This window comes from Eubacterium sp. An3 (genome assembly GCF_002159465.1).
Taxonomy (GTDB): Bacteria; Bacillota; Clostridia; order Lachnospirales; family Lachnospiraceae; genus Anaerobutyricum; species Anaerobutyricum stercoris.
In genome coordinates this window covers 1-22,830 of the sequence record NZ_NFIR01000019.1, presented here as the reverse complement: position 1 = coordinate 22,830, position 22,830 = coordinate 1, and the positions used below count along the sequence as shown (strand labels likewise).

At 42.4% G+C, this 22,830-nt stretch carries 20 protein-coding genes; all 20 read left to right on the top strand.

All coding sequences use genetic code 11. The features are described from left to right. The first annotated feature begins 12 nt into the window (after positions 1-12). On the top strand, positions 13-2,130 hold the full coding sequence (gene fusA / locus B5F87_RS14040) for an elongation factor G (protein ID WP_087282099.1): 2,118 nt from the start codon (positions 13-15) through the stop codon (positions 2,128-2,130). Between the two features lie 209 nt (positions 2,131-2,339). Next, positions 2,340-3,533 carry an elongation factor Tu gene (gene tuf / locus B5F87_RS14035; RefSeq protein WP_087282096.1) on the top strand — a complete coding sequence of 398 codons (1,194 nt, stop codon included), beginning with the start codon at positions 2,340-2,342 and terminating at the stop codon, positions 3,531-3,533. Positions 3,534-3,823: 290 nt separating this feature from the next. After that, complete coding sequence (locus B5F87_RS14030) at positions 3,824-4,573, top strand: DNA methyltransferase (protein ID WP_087282094.1); 750 nt, start codon at positions 3,824-3,826, stop codon at positions 4,571-4,573. A 132-nt stretch (positions 4,574-4,705) separates the two neighbouring features. Further along, positions 4,706-4,924, top strand: a complete 219-nt coding sequence (locus tag B5F87_RS14025) for a helix-turn-helix transcriptional regulator (protein WP_087282092.1) — start codon at positions 4,706-4,708, stop codon at positions 4,922-4,924. Beyond that, positions 4,924-6,843, top strand: coding sequence for a Dam family site-specific DNA-(adenine-N6)-methyltransferase (locus tag B5F87_RS14020; RefSeq protein ID WP_087282090.1), 1,920 nt, complete (start codon positions 4,924-4,926; stop codon positions 6,841-6,843). The genes B5F87_RS14025 and B5F87_RS14020 overlap by 1 nt, the downstream gene beginning before the upstream one ends. Beyond that, a complete protein-coding gene (locus B5F87_RS14015) occupies positions 6,828-8,552 on the top strand; it encodes an AlwI family type II restriction endonuclease (protein WP_087282088.1) in 1,725 nt (574 codons plus the stop codon). Before B5F87_RS14020 ends, B5F87_RS14015 begins: the two co-directional genes overlap by 16 nt. Before the next feature lie 162 nt (positions 8,553-8,714). Beyond that, the gene (locus tag B5F87_RS14010) at positions 8,715-10,409 is read left to right on the top strand and encodes an AIPR family protein (RefSeq protein ID WP_242964485.1); all 1,695 of its coding nucleotides are present in this window, start codon (positions 8,715-8,717) and stop codon (positions 10,407-10,409) included. Between the two features lie 131 nt (positions 10,410-10,540). Next, on the top strand, positions 10,541-11,338 hold the full coding sequence (locus B5F87_RS14005; protein ID WP_158097057.1) for an HAD family hydrolase: 798 nt from the start codon (positions 10,541-10,543) through the stop codon (positions 11,336-11,338). A gap of 165 nt (positions 11,339-11,503) precedes the next feature. Next, positions 11,504-12,496 (top strand): PHP domain-containing protein, encoded by a 993-nt coding sequence (locus tag B5F87_RS14000; protein WP_087282084.1) that lies wholly within the window; start codon positions 11,504-11,506, stop codon positions 12,494-12,496. Positions 12,497-12,575: 79 nt separating this feature from the next. Continuing rightward, the gene (locus B5F87_RS13995; protein ID WP_242964481.1) at positions 12,576-13,442 is read left to right on the top strand and encodes a MerR family transcriptional regulator; all 867 of its coding nucleotides are present in this window, start codon (positions 12,576-12,578) and stop codon (positions 13,440-13,442) included. Between the two features lie 121 nt (positions 13,443-13,563). Continuing rightward, the gene (locus B5F87_RS13990; protein WP_087282082.1) at positions 13,564-14,667 is read left to right on the top strand and encodes an ABC transporter substrate-binding protein; all 1,104 of its coding nucleotides are present in this window, start codon (positions 13,564-13,566) and stop codon (positions 14,665-14,667) included. Positions 14,668-14,715: 48 nt separating this feature from the next. Further along, positions 14,716-15,579, top strand: a complete 864-nt coding sequence (locus B5F87_RS13985; protein ID WP_087282079.1) for an ABC transporter permease subunit — start codon at positions 14,716-14,718, stop codon at positions 15,577-15,579. Continuing rightward, the gene (locus B5F87_RS13980) at positions 15,569-16,363 is read left to right on the top strand and encodes an ABC transporter permease subunit (protein ID WP_087282077.1); all 795 of its coding nucleotides are present in this window, start codon (positions 15,569-15,571) and stop codon (positions 16,361-16,363) included. The genes B5F87_RS13985 and B5F87_RS13980 overlap by 11 nt, the downstream gene beginning before the upstream one ends. Positions 16,364-16,369: 6 nt before the next feature. Beyond that, a complete protein-coding gene (locus tag B5F87_RS13975) occupies positions 16,370-17,377 on the top strand; it encodes an ABC transporter ATP-binding protein (protein ID WP_087282075.1) in 1,008 nt (335 codons plus the stop codon). A gap of 60 nt (positions 17,378-17,437) precedes the next feature. Next, a complete protein-coding gene (speB, locus tag B5F87_RS13970; RefSeq protein ID WP_087282073.1) occupies positions 17,438-18,391 on the top strand; it encodes an agmatinase in 954 nt (317 codons plus the stop codon). After that, positions 18,378-19,760: a D-serine ammonia-lyase gene (locus B5F87_RS13965; protein WP_087282070.1), complete on the top strand. Its 1,383-nt coding sequence runs from the start codon at positions 18,378-18,380 to the stop codon at positions 19,758-19,760. The genes speB and B5F87_RS13965 overlap by 14 nt, the downstream gene beginning before the upstream one ends. A 96-nt stretch (positions 19,761-19,856) precedes the next feature. Beyond that, on the top strand, positions 19,857-20,630 hold the full coding sequence (locus tag B5F87_RS13960; protein WP_087282068.1) for a histidinol-phosphatase HisJ family protein: 774 nt from the start codon (positions 19,857-19,859) through the stop codon (positions 20,628-20,630). A gap of 408 nt (positions 20,631-21,038) precedes the next feature. Beyond that, a complete protein-coding gene (locus tag B5F87_RS13955; protein ID WP_087282066.1) occupies positions 21,039-21,452 on the top strand; it encodes a DUF3788 domain-containing protein in 414 nt (137 codons plus the stop codon). A 28-nt stretch (positions 21,453-21,480) separates the two neighbouring features. After that, on the top strand, positions 21,481-21,888 hold the full coding sequence (locus B5F87_RS13950) for an SRPBCC family protein (RefSeq protein ID WP_087282063.1): 408 nt from the start codon (positions 21,481-21,483) through the stop codon (positions 21,886-21,888). A gap of 487 nt (positions 21,889-22,375) precedes the next feature. After that, positions 22,376-22,830, top strand: a 455-nt coding sequence (locus B5F87_RS13945; RefSeq protein WP_087282061.1) for a sigma factor, incomplete at its 3' end; no start/stop codon positions are given.

Sequence of the window (22,830 nt, the reverse complement as noted above, 5' to 3'; positions counted from 1 at the left end):
GAGGAAAGAGACTTGGCTGGAAGAGAATATCCACTTGAGAGAACCAGAAATATTGGTATTATGGCCCATATCGATGCTGGTAAGACAACATTGACAGAGCGTATCCTCTATTATACTGGCGTGAATTACAAGATTGGTGACACTCATGAAGGTACTGCTACCATGGACTGGATGGAGCAGGAGCAGGAAAGAGGTATTACAATCACTTCCGCTGCCACAACATGTCACTGGACTTTACAGGAAAACTGCAGACCAAAAGACGGTGCGTTAGAGCATCGTATCAACATTATCGATACACCGGGACACGTGGACTTTACCGTTGAGGTAGAGCGTTCTCTTCGTGTACTGGACAGTGCTGTCGGCGTATTCTGTGCGAAGGGCGGCGTTGAGCCACAGTCCGAGAACGTATGGCGTCAGGCAGACACTTACAACGTACCTCGTATGGCATTCATCAACAAGATGGATATCATGGGTGCGGACTTCTACGGCGCAGTAGAGCAGATTAAGACAAGATTAGGAAAGAACGCGATCCCGATTCAGCTTCCTATCGGAAAAGAAGATGATTTCAAGGGAATCATCGACCTGATGGAGATGAAAGCTTACATCTATAACGATGAGAAGGGCGAGGACATCGACATCGTTGATATTCCGGAAGACATGAAGGATGACGCAGAACTTTACCGTACCGATATGATCGAGAAAATCTGCGAATCTGACGACGATTTAATGATGGCATACCTTGAGGGTGAAGAGCCATCTGTCGAAGAGCTGAAAGCTGCTCTTCGTAAAGGAACATGTGATTGTTCCATGGTTCCTGTATGCTGTGGTACAGCCTACAGAAACAAAGGTGTACAGAAGCTTCTGGACGCTATCATCGAATATTTACCGGCGCCTACCGATGTAGAAGACATCAAGGGTGTTGACCTGGACGGCAACGAAGTATCCGTAGAATCTTCTGACGATGCTCCGTTTGCAGCTCTGGCATTCAAGATCATGACAGACCCGTTCGTAGGTAAGCTGGCATTCTTCCGTGTATATTCCGGTACTATGAATTCCGGTTCCTACATTTTAAATGCCACAAAAGGCAAAAAAGAGCGTGTTGGACGTATCCTTCAGATGCATGCCAACAAACGTACAGAGCTTGATAAAGTATATGCAGGAGATATCGCTGCAGCAGTAGGATTTAAGATTACTTCTACTGGTGATACGATTTGTGATGAGCAGCATCCGGTTATCCTGGAGTCCATGGAGTTCCCGGAACCGGTTATCGAGCTGGCTATCGAGCCTAAGACAAAAGCTGGTCAGGGCAAGATGGGTGAGGCTCTGGCAAAACTTGCTGAAGAGGACCCTACCTTCCGTGCTCATACCAATACAGAAACAGGACAGACCATCATCGCCGGTATGGGTGAGCTCCATCTGGAGATCATCGTAGACCGTCTGCTTCGTGAGTTCAAGGTAGAAGCAAACGTCGGCGCTCCGCAGGTTGCTTACAAAGAGTCCTTCACAAAAGCTGTGGATGTGGATTCCAAGTACGCTAAACAGTCCGGTGGACGTGGTCAGTACGGTCACTGTAAAGTACGTTTCGAGCCGATGGATGTCAACGGTGAAGAGACATTTAAGTTCGATTCCGAGGTTGTCGGCGGTGCTATTCCTAAGGAATACATTCCGGCTGTCGGCGCTGGTATCGAAGATGCAGCCAAAGCAGGTATCCTTGGCGGATTCCCTGTAGTAGGCGTACACGCTACTGTTTACGACGGTTCTTACCATGAGGTCGACTCCTCCGAGATGGCCTTCAAGGTAGCAGGTTCCCTGGCATTCAAGGACGCTATGAAGAAAGCAGACCCTGTATTACTGGAGCCTATCATGAAGGTTGACGTAACCATGCCGGAAGAGTACATGGGTGACGTTATCGGTGATATCAACTCCCGTCGTGGACGTATCGAAGGAATGGAAGATGTGGGCGGCGGACGTATCGTACATGGATTCGTTCCGTTATCCGAGATGTTCGGTTACTCCACAGACCTGCGTTCCAGAACACAGGGACGTGGTAACTACTCCATGTTCTTCGATCACTATGAAAAAGTTCCGAAAAATGTACAGGAGAAGATTCTGGACGCGCGGAGCAAATAATTTCGTAAGAATTATGTAAGTAGAATATACAAATAAGAACCAAATTTTACTTGCAAATCAACTTAAAATGAAATATAATCATAGCAGGTGCGGCTAAGAGAAGCCGCGGCTTGGCTATGACCAGAGCCTGCTCGGTCAGACAGGCCGAGCGGCAGAATGTGTATTATTAAATCAGCCCGTCGGGGCGTATATTTAAGGAGGAAATTCAAATGGCTAAAGCTAAGTTTGAAAGAACTAAACCACATTGTAATATTGGTACCATCGGACACGTTGACCATGGTAAAACAACTTTAACAGCTGCTATCACAAAGACTCTTCACGAGAGATTAGGTCTTGGTGAGTCCGTAGCATTCGATAACATCGATAAAGCTCCGGAAGAGAGAGAACGTGGTATCACAATCTCCACAGCTCACGTTGAGTACGAGACAGAGAAGAGACATTACGCACACGTTGACTGCCCAGGTCATGCCGACTACGTTAAGAACATGATCACAGGTGCTGCTCAGATGGATGGTGCTATCCTTGTAGTAGCTGCTACAGACGGTGTTATGGCTCAGACAAAAGAGCACATCCTTCTGTCCCGTCAGGTAGGTGTTCCTTACATCGTTGTATTCATGAACAAATGTGACATGGTAGACGACGAAGAGTTATTAGAGTTAGTAGATATGGAGATTCGTGAGCTCTTAAATGAGTACGAGTTCCCAGGAGATGACACTCCAATCATCCAGGGTTCCGCACTTATGGCACTGGAAGATCCAAGCGGCGAGTGGGGCGACAAGATTCTTGAGCTCATGGACGCTGTTGACGAGTGGATCCCAGACCCAGAGCGTGACACAGACAAACCATTCCTGATGCCTATCGAGGATATCTTCTCCATCACAGGTCGTGGTACTGTTGCTACTGGTAGAGTAGAGCGTGGTGTACTGCACGTATCCGATGAGGTTGAGATCGTTGGTATCACAGAAGAAACACGTAAAGTTGTTGTAACAGGTGTTGAGATGTTCCGTAAACTTCTTGACGAAGCTCAGGCTGGTGACAACATCGGTGCTCTTCTCCGTGGTGTTCAGAGAACAGAGATCCAGCGTGGACAGGTTCTGGCTCAGCCAGGCAGCGTTACATGCCATCAGAAATTTACCGCTCAGGTATACGTATTAACAAAAGACGAGGGTGGACGTCACACTCCTTTCTTCAACAACTACAGACCTCAGTTCTACTTCCGTACAACTGACGTTACAGGTGTTATCACTCTTCCAGAAGGAACAGAGATGTGCATGCCTGGTGACAACGTAGAGATGACAATCGAGCTGATTCACCCAGTAGCTATGGAGCAGGGTCTTACATTCGCTATCCGTGAAGGTGGACGTACTGTTGGATCAGGCCGTGTTGCTTCTATCGTAGAGTAATTCGTATAAGTATTGGTTTATTCTGAACTAATCGAATAAAATATTCGTGGAATAGAATAAATATTGAACGATTCAGCCGCTTCCATTTTTGGAGGCGGCTGTTTTGCTGTGAGCCGCTGTTATGTATTTCTCAAAAGTATGTATTCCCAATTTACTAAGTGTTGAGAAGAATATAGTAGAAAGCAGATACCCAGGCTGTGTTTACTTTTTTATATTTAATATATTAAAACAATATTTTTAATAGACAAATAAATATTGTAGGTGTATAATAGTTAAAAAAAGAAGGGGGAATTTTTATAAGAGAGGAACCAGAGAGATTTAAATTAGAAAATACAACAATATGGTCTTTTCCAGAAAGAGGAAACTGGGCTACGCATTCAGGAAAATATAGGGGGAATTGGTCACCATATATTCCTAGAAATATTATTTTACGATACTCAAAGAAAAAAGATTGGATACTAGATCAATTCTTAGGCAGTGGCACAACATTGATTGAAGCAAAGTTATTGGGAAGAAATGCAATCGGTGTTGATATAAATTCTGAAGCTGTCAAATTATCTAACACAAATCTAAATTTTACTTGTCAGGAAAAATCAAAAATATTCACCAAACAAGGAAACGCAAGTAATTTATCATTTATAAAAAACGCAAGTATAGATCTTATCTGTACGCATCCTCCATATGCGGATATTATACGATACAGTGAGAAAATTTCAGGAGACATCTCCCACTTAAAATACGAGGAGTTTTTGAGGGAATTGGAACAAATTGCAGGAGAATCATATAGGGTCTTAAAGAAGGGAGGAATATGTGCATTTATGATTGGAGATATGCGAAAGAAAGGTTATGTATTACCTTTAGGAATGAGTTCGATGCAGAAATTTGTGCGTACAGGATTTAAACTTAAAGAAATTATTATAAAAGAGCAACATAATTGTCGTTCTACAAATTATTGGGAGGGAAGAGAAAGAAAATTTTTAATGCTGGCACACGAATATATTTTTATATTGGAGAAGAGAGACAATCATGATTTCATTTAAAATGTTTTATTGAATGAGAACAAATGTTTTTCAAAAAGTATGCGTTCGCTGAAATAAATATTGATATAGCTGAAATCACATGATAGAATAATAATATAACACTATTTTAGAAAAGGATTTAGAGGTTAAAATATGGCGGTTAGTTATAAAAAATTATGGAAATTGCTTATCGATAGAGATATGAAAAAGAAAGATTTATGTGTGGCTGCGGGTATCAGCCATGCGTCAGTGGCGAAGCTTGGAAAAAATGAGAATATTACCACAGATGTACTGGTGAAAATTTGCACTGCTTTAAAATGTGATATTAGTGATATCATGGAAATAATAGAAATTGAAAGGAATAAGGAGTGATGGAACAAGTTTTAAAGAAGGCAAAGCAGATACAGGCAAAGCCTATTGTGAAATGGGCTGGGGGAAAGACCCAGATGTTAGGAGATATCATGCCTAAAATTCCTCAAAAATATGGAAAATATATAGAGCCATTTATTGGCGGTGGTGCGCTGTTTTTTGCATTAAGTCCAGATAAAGCAATAATCGCGGATAGTAATCCAGAACTGATTAACCTGTATCAACAAGTTGCCGATAACGTAGAGACTGTTATTTCATATCTGAAAAAATATAAAAATACTAAAGAAGATTTTTACGAAGTACGTTCGTTAGATTGGTTTAAATTAAAAAAAGAAGAAGCAGCGGCGAGAACGATTTATTTGAATAAAACATGTTTTAATGGTTTATATCGTGTCAATAAGAAAGGACAGTTTAATGTTCCGTTTGGTAAATATAAAGCTCCTAATTTTTGTGATGAAGAAGCTTTATATGCTGCATCAGATGTATTGAAAAAAGCAACTATAACATGTGGAGATTATTTATCTGTATTGAAAGAATATGCAGAACCAGGAGATTTTATCTTTTTAGATCCTCCATATTTGCCAATTTCAGAATATTCAGATTTTAAAAGATATACAAAGGAACAATTTTATGAAGAAGATCATGTAGAATTAGCGAAAGAAGTTAAAAGATTACAGGAGTTAGGCTGTCATGTAATATTGACAAATTCCAATCATCCATTGGTTCATGAGCTGTACGCAGATTATAAGATCGAGGTTATTCAAACAAAAAGGTATATTTCTTGCAACGGAAGTAAAAGAAAAGGAGAGGATATTATAGTAGATATTTTGCCAAAACAGAAAACTTGGTTAAAAATAGTACCGAAACCTTTGCCTCAGCAGGTAATGAAATATCCAGCAACTAGATATATGGGTTCTAAAAGTAAATTATTACCTCAAATTTGGGCTGTTGCGTCACAATTCAATTTTGACTCTGTAGTGGATCTGTTTTCCGGTTCTGGCATTGTGGGTTACATGTTTAAAGCTCAGGGGAAAACTGTAATTAGCAATGACTATATGGCAATGTCGGCAACCTTTGCCAAAGCAATGGTGGAAAACAATAATGTTGTGTTGCCATTGGATGAGGCAAAGAAATTATTGATTGAAAAAAGAGAGTCTGATCATTTTGTAGAAGAGACATTTCAAGGCTTATATTATAAAGATGAAGAGAATAGGCTAATAGATATTTTACGAACTAATATTGCGACTATTAGAGATCAATATAAGAAAGCAATTGCAATGACGGCATTGATTAGAGCTTGTATAAAGAAAAGACCAAGAGGAATTTTTACATATACCGGAGATCGGTATAATGACGGTAGAAAAGATTTACAGAAATCTTTAGAACAGCAATTTTTGGAAGCGGTGGAAAGTATCAATAATGCAATTTTTGATAATGGTTGTGAAAATAAATCTAAGCATGGTGATGCAATGGAAATAAAAGTTAAGCATCCAGATTTAGTATATATTGATCCGCCATATTATTCTCCATTGTCAGATAATGAATATGTACGTAGATATCATTTTGTTGAAGGTTTGGCACGAGATTGGAAAGGTGTGGAAATACAGGAAAATACAGTGACAAAGAAATTTAAATCATATCCTACACCGTTTTCAACCAGGAAAGGTGCTACAGATGCATTCGATAAGTTGTTTAAAAAGTTTTCAGAAAGCATTTTGATTGTATCTTATTCTTCAAATAGCCAACCAACACAAGATGAAATGGTTTCACTTATGTCAAAATACAAAGATCATGTAGAAGTAGTGCCAATAGACTATACATATTCTTTTGGAAATCAAAAACATGCTAGGACAAATCGAAATAAGGTACAGGAATATTTATTTGTTGGATTTAACGGAGAAGATATATGGAAGAAAAAATAGATATTTGGTTAGTGGGAAATACTGGATTACGAAATCCGAATAGAATACAAGAAGGTTTTAAGGCGTTTGCAAATTCGCCGTATGTGGGAAAACTTCGTGGGAAAGAGAATGAAATTGGTTTTATGAATTTTCTTAATAACCAAGGAATTATTCAAAATGAAGTCGGTAAAGATACATCTGGTAGTCATGCTCGGAAATGGCGTTTGATGTTTTCAAAAAATGGTTTCATTTATCCACAAGTAAAGAAAAAAGATGGAGATCAAGGTGAACTGGGACACTTAGATGATATAACACCATTTGGACGAACTTTTTTAAAGGCAGATACGTATCCGGCAGTGCAGGAATGTTATTTAAGGGCATTAAGTGTTGAACAGTTTGCCATGCCGGATGGAAATTCTTATTTTTCTCCATTGAGGTGGATACTGGCGATTATGTTAGAGTTAGAGAAACGAACAGGAAGTTCAGAGATCACCAGAATAGAATTTGCATTATGGGGACATACAACAAATCCAAGTTATTCAATTGAAAAGGTCGTAGACAATATTTTGGATTTGCGTACTCGAAGAAAACAAGCACCGTCAAAACGTAATTTTGATAGGAAAGAAGTTGCAGAACGTGGAAAACGCTATAATAAGAAAACAGATAATTTTCTTGATTATAGTGATATGAACATGCGGTACTTACGTATTTCCGGGGTGCTACAACGAAAAGGAAGAGGAATGATTATTGTTCCGGCTAAACATATTTTGGCCGAAAAATTGGCAAAATCAACATCCAATGAAGAATCGATAATGATTCAATATAAGCGCTTGTGTGAAGGTGCGGAATTACCAACGGATAATTTAGATACTGCTAAAGCGTTATTGAATGATTTAATAAAGCAGATGAAAAATAGACATATTTTGTTTGATATTACAGATCTGCCATTGAATACCGCAACAGAAGCCAATATTGCTAGAAAACGTTTAGAAAATATCTTATCTCAGACAGATGAAATCCAGTATGCGAAAGAACAATGTAATCAATGGCAAGAAATAGCAGACTATATGGAGCTGTTGATTAAAGGCGGTGGAAAGCGTACATACGATGATGATAATGTTATTGAAGTACCAAAAGATGAGACCCCGGCATATTTGGAGTGGATTTTATGGCGAGCCTCTTTAGCTATTGATCATATGGTCAATAAACCTTATGAGGTAAGGGGATTTAAATTGGATTCAGATTTTCTTCCGGTATCTGCCGCTGGTGGAGGGAAAGGTGATCTATATTGTGAATTTAATGACTTTACAATCTTAACAGAAGTTACGATGTCTACGTCATCACGTCAAGAGGCAATGGAGGGAGAACCTGTAAGAAGGCATGTGTCGGATGCTGTTTTAAAATATGATAAGCCAGTATATGGCATGTTTATTGCAGTGAAAATAGATACAAATACGGCAGAAACATTCAGACATGGAATTTGGTATGCACGAGGCGATATAAAGCAGAGATTGGATATTGTTCCATTAACATTAGCTCAGTACCGGAAGTATTTTATGGCAATGTTTAGAACAGGTTACGTTAATCCAGAAAGACTACGAGAATTGATTTTATTGTGCGAAACAAGAAGAGATATTTTAGATGCACCAAGATGGAAAACATATATAGATACTGCGATTAATGAAGAAATAAAAAGAATGGAACAAGCATTATTGGTAAGTAAAACTTAGGAATTGTAGTAGTGTAACCAGGAGAAAAAATATATATATCATTTAATATATGGTGATAATATAATCTACGTAGAAGCATATTTTAAAAAGTATAAATATACATAAGATAAGGAGTAGATGATGTATAACTATGTAAGCAATTATAAAGGACGAATTGATTTGATGGATTTATATGGGGATAATTCATTGTTATTATATGCGTTGCAATTGCGATATGACATCGAAGATATAATATCGGTTGCTTCGGAAGCATTGACAGATGGAAGTGATGATAAAAAGTGTGATTTGATTTATATAGATAGAGATTCGGGATTTGCAGTCATAGCTCAAGCTTATATGAAGAAAAATCCAACAGAAACAGACTTAGCGAAAGTAAATAAAGCAAGTGATTTAAATGTAGCAGCATCATGGATTTTTACGAGAGATATGAATGATATACCGGATAGAATAAAAGATTCAGTTAATGAATTGCAGGATGCGATTAAGGAAGGCGATATTAACACAGTTTATTTTTGGTATGTTCATAATATGAATGAAAAAAACAATCCAGAAGTTCAGGAGGAATTAAACACTGTTCAGATCGCAGCACAAAAATTGATAAACGATTTAGCTGGAGATAATTCTGTCAAAGTAGTAGCATTAGAGGTTGGAAATAATACGATTGAACGTTGGTATAATAGCTCTAGTAAAAGAATTACAATCGAAGAAGTGATTGATGTGGAAGGTACTGGGAAAGCCTTTGAAGTCAAGGGTGAAAAGTGGAAATCCTGTGTAACAGCAGTAAAAGGTAGTTGGATACGAAAACTTTATTTAATGTATAAAGATGATTTGTTTTCTGGAAATCCAAGAAATTATTTAGGAGCGGGAAAAAGAAAAAATAAAATAAATTTAGGTATTATGAACACAGTACAAGAACAACCAGAAAACTTTTGGGCATATAATAATGGATTGACGGCCTTAGTAAATGATTATGAAATGGATCATGATAATATAAACAAAGTACATGGAATAACTATAATTAATGGAGCACAATCAACTGGAGCCATCGGAGCTGTAGAAAGCTTTAAAAAAGATTTTCTTGTTCCGATACGTTTTATTGTGTGCAGTGAGCCTAAAATTATAGAAGAAATTATTAATAATAACAATAAGCAAAATGAAATCTTGCCATCTGATTTAAGAAGTAATGATAAACAACAAGTAAGACTTAGAAAAGAATTTGAAAAATATCCGCAATTATCTTACAGTGGTGGAAGAAGAGATAGTACAAGGGTTAGAAACAAAGAAGTATTTGATCCATATTTAGTTGCTCAAACCTTACTAGCTTTTCATGGAGATTGTGTAACTGCTTATAATTCAAAAAAATTGATATGGGACGAAGATAAAGAATATACAAATATTTTTTCGGATCAGCTGACTGCAGAGCATATTATTTTTGTGTATTCATTAGGACGAGCTATTGATGAATTTAAAATTAAATTAAAAAATAAAAAAGAACAGAGAACGGATATAGAGAATGATGAATTTAATTTTTTAAGTAAGCGCGGATCTAAAATGTTATTGATATTAGCAGTAAGTACTTGTATGGAAAACTTACTTGGAAAGAAGATTTTAGATTCTTGGAAACTAGTATTTAGAGACAATAGAAATTTTGATAAGTTAGTTGAAGAGTGGAAGATAATATTAGATGTTTTGATGCCATTGCATTCTACGCTTGAACCGGCAATAGAAAGTGGTCTAAAAAGTAAGGAAGCTACACAAAATGCTGCTAAGCAATTAAGAGCGTTATTAGCATCGTTCAGTGGAATGTATGCTCAACAATTGAAACCATTCTCAGATATTATAAATACAGATATGTAAAGAAATTATAAAATACTACAATAATAACAAAATTATCCAAAATCACATGTATACAGTGGAAAATCTGGACTGTATCATTGATGGGTGGTGCTGATTTTTATTCCTATTTCAAAGAGAAAGGACAATACATCATGATAAAACTAATCGTTTCCGATGTGGACGACACATTGCTTCCGGAAAGCACCATGGATCTCAATCCGGAATACTTCGAGGTGATAAAGAAACTGCAGGAGAAAGGCGTCATCTTTGTGGCGGCCAGCGGACGGCAGAAAGTCAGCATCAAAAAAGTATTCGCTCCGATTCAGGAAGAGATCGCCTACCTGGCGGACAATGGAACCGACATCTCAGCCGGAGACTTTGTGCGGTCCATGAAGTTTGAAGAAGGGGATTACGCGAAACTGGCGCAGGATCTGGATGCCTTAAGCAGCCAGGGATTTACCTATATGCCGAGCATGCCGGATTGGAACTTCGTGAATGAAGCGAGAGAAGACTTCTATCAGGTGGTTCTCGGATACGGCTGCCAGGTGAAAAAAGTGCCGAATTTAAAGGCTCTTCCGGATATCAGCAAAGTATCTCTCTATCATCCGGACGGTATCCCGGCGGATGTGGAGCAGACTATGAAGGAACGCTGGTCTGATAAGATGGATGTCTGTATCGCCGGAAGCTGTTATCTGGATTTCACCAAAAAAGGCTGTAACAAAGGAAAAGGTCTGTCTCTTCTGCAAAAACACTATGGTATTACATATGAGGAGACAGCCGCATTCGGCAACGCCGATAACGACATTTCTCTCATCGAAAAGGCCAAATACGGCTACGCCGTGGGCAACGCCAGCGAAGGTCTGAAGAAAGCCGCCTACGAAGTCCTGGTGCCGATGCAGGAAGATGCGGTGCTTGGCAAGCTGAAAGAAATACTGGAGGAGATGGAGTAAAGCAGGTTTCCGGTTACTGCTCAAACCCGGGCCGCGCACGGACTGCGTAGCTGTGAGTCAACATAATTTAACCGGCAGTTTCCGGTCTTTTTACAATCATTTTACAGGAATATGGTTGAAAAATAAAACAAGAATGTGATAGAAAATAACCGGAGGTATGATTTTATGATCAAAAAAATGGAAGGTTTCAGTAAAGAGGGAAACTGGTATAAAGGAAATCTTCACTGCCATACGACGGATTCCGATGGAAGTTTGACGCCTGCAGAGGTAGTGCAGTACTATAAGAAAGAAGGATATGATTTTCTGGCAATTAGTGACCACAATATTTTTTCGGATTATCGGAGAGATTTCGATTGCGATGAATTCATTATTCTGCCTGCCGTTGAGGCGTCTGCTGTTTTGTATAAAGACGAGAGTAAAAACAGGGCGGAACGGTTAAGTATTCATCATATACATGGGATTCTTGGCAATGAGGAAATGCAGCGTAAAGCGGCGAAAGGACTTTTCTCCCATCTGCAGGACTATCCGGAAAGAGAATACTGCGGTTCCTGGAACGGCGCGCAGGTCGCACAGGAGCTTCAGGATGATCTGAAGGCCCATGGATGCATCACCATATACAATCATCCGGTGTGGTCCAGAGTGAGAGAAGAGGACTTTATTTATACGGACGGACTCACTGCTCTGGAGATTTATAATTACGGCACTGTCAATGAGAGCGCCACAGGATTCGATTCCCTGCGCTGGGATGTGATGCTCCGCAATGGAAAGCATATTTTTGCCACGGCGTCAGACGATAATCATAATGACGGAGTTGTCAGAGACAGCTTTGGCGGATATATCATGGTGAAAGCGGAGGCGCTGAATCACGAGTCTGTGATTAATGCTATTATCAATGGAAATTATTATTCCTCCGCAGGTCCTTCTATCTACAACTGGGGTATTGAAAATGACACAGCTTTTGTGGAGTGCAGCGCTGTGAGCCGGGTGAACTTCATGGCAGGGAATTACATTAATGCAGGTGGTTCTGTCATAGCGGAATCAGGAAAAGATGATATTACGCGTGCAGAGTTTCCTTTGCGTGGAAATGAACAGTACATAAGAGTAGAATGTATAGACAGATATGGAAAAACAGCATGGTCTAATCCGATTTTTCTTTAGGAGCTCATGATGAGCTCCTTTTTCTTTTACAGAGAAAACCGTTAGGATTCCTGTAAAACATAGGAGAAACATAAAACCTATGAAAGACAGGAAATCTATGGGGGACAGGAAAGGAGATACGATGGTGAGATACCTTTTATCAATATCAGAACTGGCGAAACTGAAGAACATAACCAGTGAGACACTGCGTCATTATGACAGGATTGATCTGCTGAAGCCGGATTATGTGACTAAAAGCGGCCGCCGCATGTATTCGATCCGGCAGTATGAAAAGTTGGGGACGATTCTTGAGCTGCGGGCAATTGGTATGAGTCTCCACGAGATTCAGGAATATTTTAATAACAGAAACCTGAAGAAATCCATTTCCATGCTGCGCAGATATCAGCAGGAATTTGAAAAAAAGCTGCAGGAACAGATACAGCTCAATGAAATACTGATTGAAAAAATGAAATTTCTGGAGAGTCTGTCTGAGCTTCCTGAGATGGAAACGGTCTTTGAGACATATTTTCCGGAACGGTATATGGTCACTTTAGGAGAAGAGTCCGGAGATAGGGAAAAGCATGCCATGGCATTTACTATGCTGGAAAATTATGTGCGGGAGAAAATACCGATTCTTGCCAGCGACCGGGTGGGCGTCTTCTCGGATGAGCGGCTGCTGGAACCAAATGACCAGTTGATCTCGGCAGTTCCCATGCTACTTGTCTCACCCAAAAATGCTGATGAAGCATATCTGAAAAAAATCACCGAAGGGAACTATGTCTGTATGCTTTACAAAAATGGAACTTTGGAGAAATATGATTCCTCTTTTGAAAAGGTGAAAGATTATATCAGAGAAAAAGGATATCGGATTTGCGGCAATATCCTGCAGATATATAAGATTGACGTGACCCTCTCCAGCGACAGAGAGGAAACGGTACTGGAGATTCAGGTTCCGGTGAAGAAATAAATTTTACCTGAGAATTACAAAACTTTACGGTTTTCTGTATTGAAGTTTTTGCGGCACAAAGAAATAAACTGATGTTGCTGAAGAAAAAAGAAAAACGTAACAAACTCAGGAGGGAATATTGATGAAAAAGAACGTTTTGAAATTAACAGCAGCAGTTCTGGCGTTTTCCGTTTTATTGACCGGATGCAGCGGATCCGGAAGCAGCACGGCGGAAAAAGTGGATCTGAACAGTATGACGCTGGAGGAAATTACAGCGAAAGCAAAGGAAGAAGGAGAAGTGAATTCTGTGGGAATGCCGGATGACTGGGCTAACTGGGACGACACCTGGCAGGGAATATCTGATACTTATGGACTGAAACATACGGATGTGGACCTTTCTTCAGCAGAGGAACTGGCAATGTTTGAGGCAGAAAAAAATAACGCCACAAAAGATATCGGCGATGTGGGAGAAACCTACGGCGCCGTGGCGGAAGAACAGGGCCTGACCCTGAAATATAAGACCAGCTACTGGGATGAGATTCCGGACTGGGCGAAGGACGATGACGGTGACTGGGTGGTAGCTTATTACGGAACTATGGCGCTGCTTACCAATAAGAAACTGGTTCCGGAAGCGCCGACTTCTTTCCAGGATCTGCTGGAGGGAGATTACATGGTATCCATCGGTGACGTGGCAAGATCCACAAGAGCGCAGTACGCGGTGCTGGCGGCAGCTTACGCAATGGGAGGCGATGAGAGCAACATCCAGCCGGGACTTGATTTCTTCCGTCAGCTGGCAGAACAGGGCAGACTGGATAAGGGCGAATTTACTTTAAGCCGGATTGAAAAAGGTGAGATCGGCGTGGCGATCATCTGGGATTTCGTGGGCATCGGTTACCGCGAACAGATCAAAGAAAATAATCCGGGCGCTGATTTTGAGATCTGTATCCCGGAGGAAGGCTCTGTACAGAGCGGCTACACAACGATCATCAATGCCTATACCCAGAGACCACATGCAGCAGCTCTCACAAGAGAATACATTTTAAGTGATGAAGGACAGCTGAATCTGGCGAAGGGCTATGCGAAAACAGTCCGTGACATCGAGCTGCCGGCGGATCTGCAGGCGAAGATGATACCGGATGAGCAGTACCAGAACATCAGAATGGTGGAAGACGCGGACGCGTGGGAACAGACCGTGGCAGAGCTTCCGACCTTATGGAATGAGCAGGTAATGGCTTACGCCAAATAACTTATGGGATGAACAGATAATGGCTTACGCTAAATAAGGAGAGCAGCAATGAAAAAAGGTCATAAAAAGCAGTATTTGTTTGCATTACTTCCTTTTGTGATTCTGATAGGACTTTTTGAAATCATTCCAATTATCTCAGTCGTTATCCGGAGTTTTACTCCGGATGACGGAACCATCGGAATTACACTGGATCATTATATTCGGATTTTTTCTACACATTTATATCGTTCGGCAATTATAAACAGTCTGGTAATTGCAATCTTTTCCTCAGTCATCGGACTTGTGGTGTCCTTTTTCGGAGCCAAGGCGGCCTACGAAAAGGGAGGCATCGCAAAGAAAATATTCATGAGCATTTTAAATATGGTATCGAACTTTTCCGGTGTGCCGCTGGCATTTGCTTACATTATCATGCTGGGAAATACCGGTGTCCTCACATTGATCGGACAAAAATACGGAATCGGTTTTCTTGCTGAATTTCCACTTTACTCCGTTGTGGGACTGATGATCACTTACATTTATTTTCAGATACCTCTGTCAATGCTTCTGCTTCTGCCGGCCTTTGAATCCATCAAGAAAGAATGGAAGGACGCTGTCGGACTTCTGGGAGGAAGCAGCCTGACATTCTGGCTGAAAGTGGGAATTCCTGTTTTGATGCCGAGTATTCTCGGAACCTTTTCTACCATGTTTGCCAATGCCATCGCGGCTTATGCCACGGCTTACGCACTGGTTATGAATAACGTTTCCATTCTTCCAATACGAATTTCGGAGCAGTTTGTGGGCGACGTGGTGCAGAATCCGCATCTGGGCGGAGCGCTGGCGGTCATTTTGATGATCCTGATGATTCTTTCTATTTTGATGAACGAAAAAATTCTGCAGGGAAACAGAAGGAGGAAAACCGGATATGCGAAGTAAAGGAAAGAAAGCAGGGAGCAGCCTGGTTTTGTGGATTATAGGAGTTTATTTGCTGTTTCCGTTGTTCCTGACATTTTTATACTCATTATTTACGGAGTGGATGACCATTCTGCCGAAAGGATTTTCTCTCAATGCCTATGTGGAATTGTTCCAGGATGTGTATTTCTGGCAGAGCATCCTCCGGTCTTTGATCATTTCCATCGTGCCGATCGCGGTCTGTACCATCGTGGTGCTTCTGGCGATGTACGTGATCATCGTGTACCTGCCGGGACTGGACAAGATCATGAAGATCGTCTGTACCATTCCGTACGCAGTGCAGGGCGTCATTCTTCCAATCAGTGTGCTGGGATTATACGCAAACGCACCGGCGCCGTTCAGCAACAGGGTCTTTATGCTGGCCTGCACCTACTGTATCGTCGTGCTGCCGTACATTTATCAGGGCGTCCGCAACAATCTCAACGCGGTACATGCCCCGAGACTTCTGGAAGCGGCGCAGATGCTGGGAGCCGGAAGATTTTATACCTTTTGGAAAATCATTCTGCCGAATATCATGAACGGAATCATGGTTTCCGCCATGCTGGCCATGTCCATTGTATTCGGAGACTTCGTGATCGTTAATACTCTGGCAGGAAATTATTTCCCGACCGGGCAGATGTACCTGTATGCGGAGATGCGCCAGTCCGGACAGCACGCAAGCGCGGTAATCGTACTTTTATTCTTTGTGACCTTGATGATTTCACTGGCAGTGTTTGGTCTGCAAAAAAATAAAAAGAAGGGCAGGTAAAAGAAAATGGCTTATATCGAATTTCAGAATATCAATAAATTTTACGGGGATAATCAGGTGCTGAAAAATGTAAACCTGTCCATCGAGGAAGGACAGTTCGTAACGCTTCTGGGACCGTCCGGCTGTGGAAAAAGTACGCTGCTGCGGTGTCTGGCAGGACTGGAGGAAATCTCCTCCGGGCAGATTCTCATGGACGGCAAGGACATTACCAATCTGAAGCCGAAGGACAGAAATATCGGAATGGTCTTCCAGCATTACAGTCTGTTTCCCAATATGACGGTGGAAGATAATATTGCTTTCGGCCTGAAAATGAAAAAGAAATCAAAGGAAGAAATCGCTGAAAAAGTGAAGGCTGCCATGGAAATGGTGGAGCTGACAGGAAAAGAAAAGGAATATCCGGATAATCTGTCGGGAGGACAGCAGCAGAGAGTGGCTCTGGCAAGAAGTATCGTCCAGCAGCCGAAGGTTCTCCTGCTGGATGAACCATTGAGCGCCATCGACGCGAAGCTTCGGAAGTCTTTGCAGAACAGCATCCGGGAAGTACATAAAAAACTGGGACTGACTTCCATCTTCGTGACCCATGATCAGGATGAAGCCATGGTGATGTCCGATACCATCCACCTGTTCCATGAAGGAAAAATCGAACAGTCCAGTAATCCGATCGAGATGTACACATCCCCGGTAAGCAAATTTGCCGCGACCTTCATCGGAAACTACAATATTCTTTCCGAAGAAGAATTCGCCGCAGTGACCGGGAAAAGAATAACGTCTCCGTCAGGCATCGCCATCCGTCCGGAGACTCTGCAGATCATCGGCGAGAACGGCCCGGAAGAAGATTATACCTTTGAGGGAGTGATCGTGGATAACATTCCGAAAGGAAATGTACTGCAATATCATGTGAAGATCCGGGATGTGATGCTGAAGATCGACGTGCTTTTCCGCAGCAAGAGCCTGTTTGACAACGGAACCAGAATTAAAGTGACCGTTGCGGATCACAACTGTATCCGATTATAGATAATTCGACTATAAATAATATGAAGTGACCTGCTTCATAACAGAAAAGAGGAAATAACGATGAAATATGGAACAGTGAATTCTCTGCAGTCGCCGCGGTTTTCCGGTATCCGGACCTTTATGCGGATGGAAAATGTACGGGCCTCAGAGGATATTGATTTTGCTATGGTGGGAATCCCTTTTGATACCTGTGCCACATACCGCAGCGGAGCGCGCTTTGGCCCTTCGGCCATCAGAGAAGCGTCGGCGCTGGCGGCAAAGCCGTACCATCCGGAACTTGAAGTGGATATTTTTGAGCATTGCTCCGGCGTGGACTGGGGAGATGTGGGTTCCGTTCCGGGATATGTGGAAGATTCCTTCTCCATCATCACAAAGGAGATGCAGGAGATCTTCTCCCACGGAATCATTCCCATCGCCATGGGCGGCGACCACAGCGTGACGCTGGCAGAACTTCGGGCGTGCCATGCGGTGCACGGCCCGGTGGCTCTGTTGCATTTTGACGCACACTATGATACGATTTCCGAGTATTTTGGAAAACCGTACAGCCATGGAACACCATTTTATCATGCGGCAAAAGAGGGACTGGTGGACACCTCCTGCTCCCTGCAGGTGGGAATTCGGGAAGGTCTCTATGGAGCGGAAGACGCTGAAAATTCCCGGAAGCTCGGATATGAAGTCATAAAGGCGTCAAAAATGCACCGTATGACGGCGGAGGAAGTCATAGAGAAGATATACGAGAGGACAAAGGGGAAAAAAGTGTTTCTGACCTTTGATATAGATTTCCTTGACCCGGCATTTGCGCCGGGAACCGGAACGCCGGTGCCGGGAGGATTCTCCACCTGGGAGGCGCAGGAACTGCTCCGGGGACTAAAAGAGCTGAACGTGGTCGGATACGACGTGGTGGAAGTTGCCCCGGCTTACGATGCGGGAGGAATCACATCCATCGCAGCGGCAGAGATCATGCAGGAGTTCATGGCGCAGATTGCATGGAGGAAAAAACATGGAAAACTTTGAAAAGCTTGTGTCAGAGCAGCCGTTGGTGAAGCAGATGCAGCGCCGGGAAGAAGTATTCTGGGTGAATCCCCGGAAGACTTCCTTCGCGGAGAGCATGGAAGACTGCGAGCTTAACGCCGGCGACGTGGAAGATGCACAGCAGAGACTGCTGCGGTTCGCGTCTCTCATCGAGAAATATTTTCCGGAGACAAAACCCCTGCATGGGCTGATCGAGTCTCCGCTGGTGGAAATAAACGCCATGAAAGACTATCTCAATGAGAAATACGGGGCAGCCCTTGACGGGAGGCTTTTTCTGAAAGAGGACAGTCATCTCGCCATTGCCGGTTCCGTAAAAGCCCGGGGCGGCATCTACGAGGTCCTCAACTATACAGAGAAACTGGCCAGAGAGCATGGATTTCTCGGAGAGGGTGAGAGCTACGAGAAACTGGGTGGAGAGCACGGATTCCCCGGAGAGGGTGAGAACTACGAGAAGCTGGGCGAGGAAGAGGTGCGGCGCTTCCTGAACGGTTATACCATTCAGGTGGGATCCACCGGCAACCTGGGACTGAGTATCGGCATTATCAGCGCCGTGCTGGGATATAAAGTGATCGTCCACATGTCCGCCGACGCGAAGCAGTGGAAAAAGGAACTGCTCCGGAGCCATGGCGTTGTGGTGAAAGAGTACGAGGGAGACTACGGGGAAGCGGTGAAAAAAGGAAGAGAACTTTCTGACGCGGACCCTCACAGCTATTTTATCGACGATGAGAACTCCAGAACGCTCTTCCTTGGCTACGCCACAGCAGGAGAACGGATCAAGAAACAGTTCCATGACAAAGGAATCGTCATTGACGAAAAGCATCCGCTTTTTGTCTATATCCCATGCGGGGTGGGCGGTGCGCCAGGCGGCATCAGTTTCGGCCTGAAACAGGTATTCAAAGACGCCGTACACTGCTTTTTTGTGGAACCGGTACAGGCTCCGTGCATGCTGCTGGGGATGGCCACCGGCCTCAATCATGAGATATCCGTTCAGGACATCGGACTCAGCGGCAAAACCCACGCCGACGGTCTGGCCGTGGGACGACCTTCCGGTTTCGTGGGAACCATCATGAAAAAAATGTTCAGCGGCGGCATGACCGTCCGGGACTATAAATTATATGAATATATGAGAGACCTGCTGGCACAGGAGGACATTTTTCTGGAATCCAGCGCCTGCGCTGCATTTCAGGGACCGGTATTCCTGAACCGGAACCCGAAACTGCAGGAATACATCCGGAAAAATGGTCTGGAAAATAAAATGCAGGGTGCGGTTCATGTGGTATGGGCCACAGGCGGAAGTCTGGTGCCGGAAGATATCAGAGAGGAATATATACACACAGAACTGCCGGAGTAAAAGGGCAGCTCGCTGCACGCAGAGACGCCAGAATAAAATGGCAATCCACTACACGGAGGCGCGAGACTAAAACGGCAGCTCGCCCATGGAGAAAATATGTTTGACACACACATGCATACAAGTCCCTTTTCCACAGACGCCGGGATGAAACTTCCGGAACTGCTCAAAAGGAAACAGGAGACCGGACTGGGAATCGTTCTGACAGAGCATATGGACTATGATTTTCCGCCTCCTCTGGTCTACGAATTTTGTACCGACGACTATTTTAAAACCTATTCGCCTTACCAAAATGAAACCTTTCTTCTTGGAATAGAAATCGGTCTCCAGTCCGCCGTCTGCCAAAAAAACAGCGCCCTGATCCGTTCCTGTCCTTTTGATATGGTGATCGGTTCCATCCACGCCGTCTGTGGAAAAGATCTATACGAAAAAAATTATTTTGAGGATTTCCCGGATAAAAAAAGCGCCTACAGTGCTTACCTGGAAACTATGTACCGCTGCATCAGCGAGTTTGATGACTTTGATGCCCTGGGGCATATGGATTACATTTGCCGGAAAGCGCCCTACGAGGACCCGCTTCTTTATTATGAAGAATTCAGAGAAGAAATCGACAGAATATTAAAACTCCTGGCAGTCAAAGAAAAATCACTGGAAATCAACACCCGCCTTTTCGGACAGAAAGAGGCGGTACGGGAACTGGCCGTCATATGCCGGCGTTTTGTGGAGTTGGGTGGCCGCACCGTGACCATCGGTTCTGACGCCCATCACGCCGCAGCCATCGGCAGCTCCCTGAAGCCCGCTTACGACCTGGCGTTTCAGTGCGGAGCAGAGCCGGTGGTATACAAAAAACGCCGCCCCTGCCCGGCGGTATAAAATCTTTCTTATATCTAATATCTAATAAAGCAAAAGCATCTTATAATGGCAGGATACCTCCAAAGTAGATAGATTAAAAATCTGTTACTTTGGAGGTGTTTTGCATTTTAGGGAAATGAAGCTCACGCTGGAGGAAAAGGTTATGGGGATTTTTGAATCTGGGCGTTGATATTACGGTTATTTTTTTAATAAATTCATTTTTAACCGTACTTTAATTACTAAGTATTACGATTATTTTCCTTGTTATCTTGTGTTTTCTCATGAATCACGGTGGTATCTGCGAATATCGTTAAAAAACTGGGAATAGATTCGTCGTGAGCGCAGCTTTTGGCGAATAGCGATAGGAAACACAGGGGAAGTATGCTAAGATAGGGATAGGAATTTATTGGGTTTTACGGAGGGGATACTATGATTGATCACATACCATCTCAATCAGCTATGATTGAATTACTCGGACAATCTTTGTTTGAGGTTTGGCAAAAATTATGCTTGGTCATTGATGAAAAATACGAAATGGAACGATTATGGAATACTGGCGGTAAGAACTGGGCTTATGAGTATAAATATCGCAGAGGTGGCAAAACACTTTGTGCTTTGTATGCTAAAAGTAATTGCGTGGGTTTCATGATTATTTTTGGCAAAAATGAAAGGGCAAAATTTGAAGCGATACGCGATACCCTTTCGGAGTCCGTTTGTAAGAGATACGATGAGGCTGAAACATATCATGATGGGAAATGGGTTATGTTTGAGCCGACAGATACGGCTGAATTTGATGACTATATGAAATTATTAGCTATTAAAAGGAAGCCAAATCGGAAATAACAAATGTAGTTTTGGGGAGGTGTGAAAAATGACAACTTCAAATATAAAAGCCCGTATTCCCTGCGACATTCATAAAGTGTGGGAAGTTGTTACGGATGTTGAGCATTACACATGGCGCAGTGATTTGAGCAGAACAGAAGTTATAAATGATAAGCAGTTTATTGAATACACCAAAGAAGATTATCCGACCACCTTTACGATCACTGCCACGGAACCATATAAGTGTTGGGAATTTGATATGGAAAACAGCAACATGGAAGGACACTGGATTGGTATTTTTACTTCCAGAGATGGTGAAACAGAGATTGACTTTACAGAGCATGTAACAGTGAAAAAATTTTTTATGAAACCTTTTGTAAAGTCTTATTTAAAAAAGCAACAAGCTCAATTTGTCTCTGATTTGAGAAAAGCGGTATCGTACTTAACAGAGGAATAAAATAGAATTCATATAACTGAATAACCGCTGCCCTCACAGCAGCGCCACCGAGCAGGAAATCACAAATGGACTTCCTGCTTTTTCTTTTGTCCCTGATGTTACATCGAGTTGGATAGATTCAGACTGTAGCGGACAGCTCAAAATTTTCCCCAATATTATTTGATATTTTTTAAAATATTATGTGGATTCCTGTGCCGGATTGGTACTTATAGAATAGACAGATATCTGTCCGATGGAAGTAGATAGATGTTTGTTTAGTGAAAATACATGGACATTTGTCCGATATTTTCATACAATGTATGCAGTAGATGTATTACATATCTGTCGTAAAAATGTATGGAAAGTGGAGGTAATCAAGAAATACGCGTGGAAAAATATGAAAAAAATCTAGTGTACCGTCTCATTCATTCTGCGGCATCCTGCGTATTGTGAATGATACAGTACACTAGTCTGAAAGTGCACATTCAGAGATCACGGAGGTGAGGAGATGGAGGATAAAGATATCATCGCTTTGTACTGGGAGCGGTCAGAAAGAGCAATCGAGGAAACGGATATCAAGTATGGAAGGTTGTGCCGCAGTATATCCATGGGGATTGTAGATGATACAAGAGACAGCGAGGAAGTTATAAATGACAGCTGGCTGGCGGTATGGAATACGCTGCCGCCGCAGTGGCCAAAGCTTTTTAAAGCGTATGTGTGCCGGATTGTCAAAAATCTTTCCCTGAAGAGATTTACCCATAACCATGCATTGAAAAGAAAATGTGTATACGAGCAGTCGCTGGAAGAGCTGGACGACTGCGCGGGACATGGAGCGGCCATTGACGATGCGGTGATGAAAGAGGAACTGGTAAAAACGGTCAGCCGGTTTCTGGGAGATCTCTCGGATAATAACCGGGATATCTTTCTGGAAAGGTACTGGTTTGCCAGTTCCCTGGAAGAGAT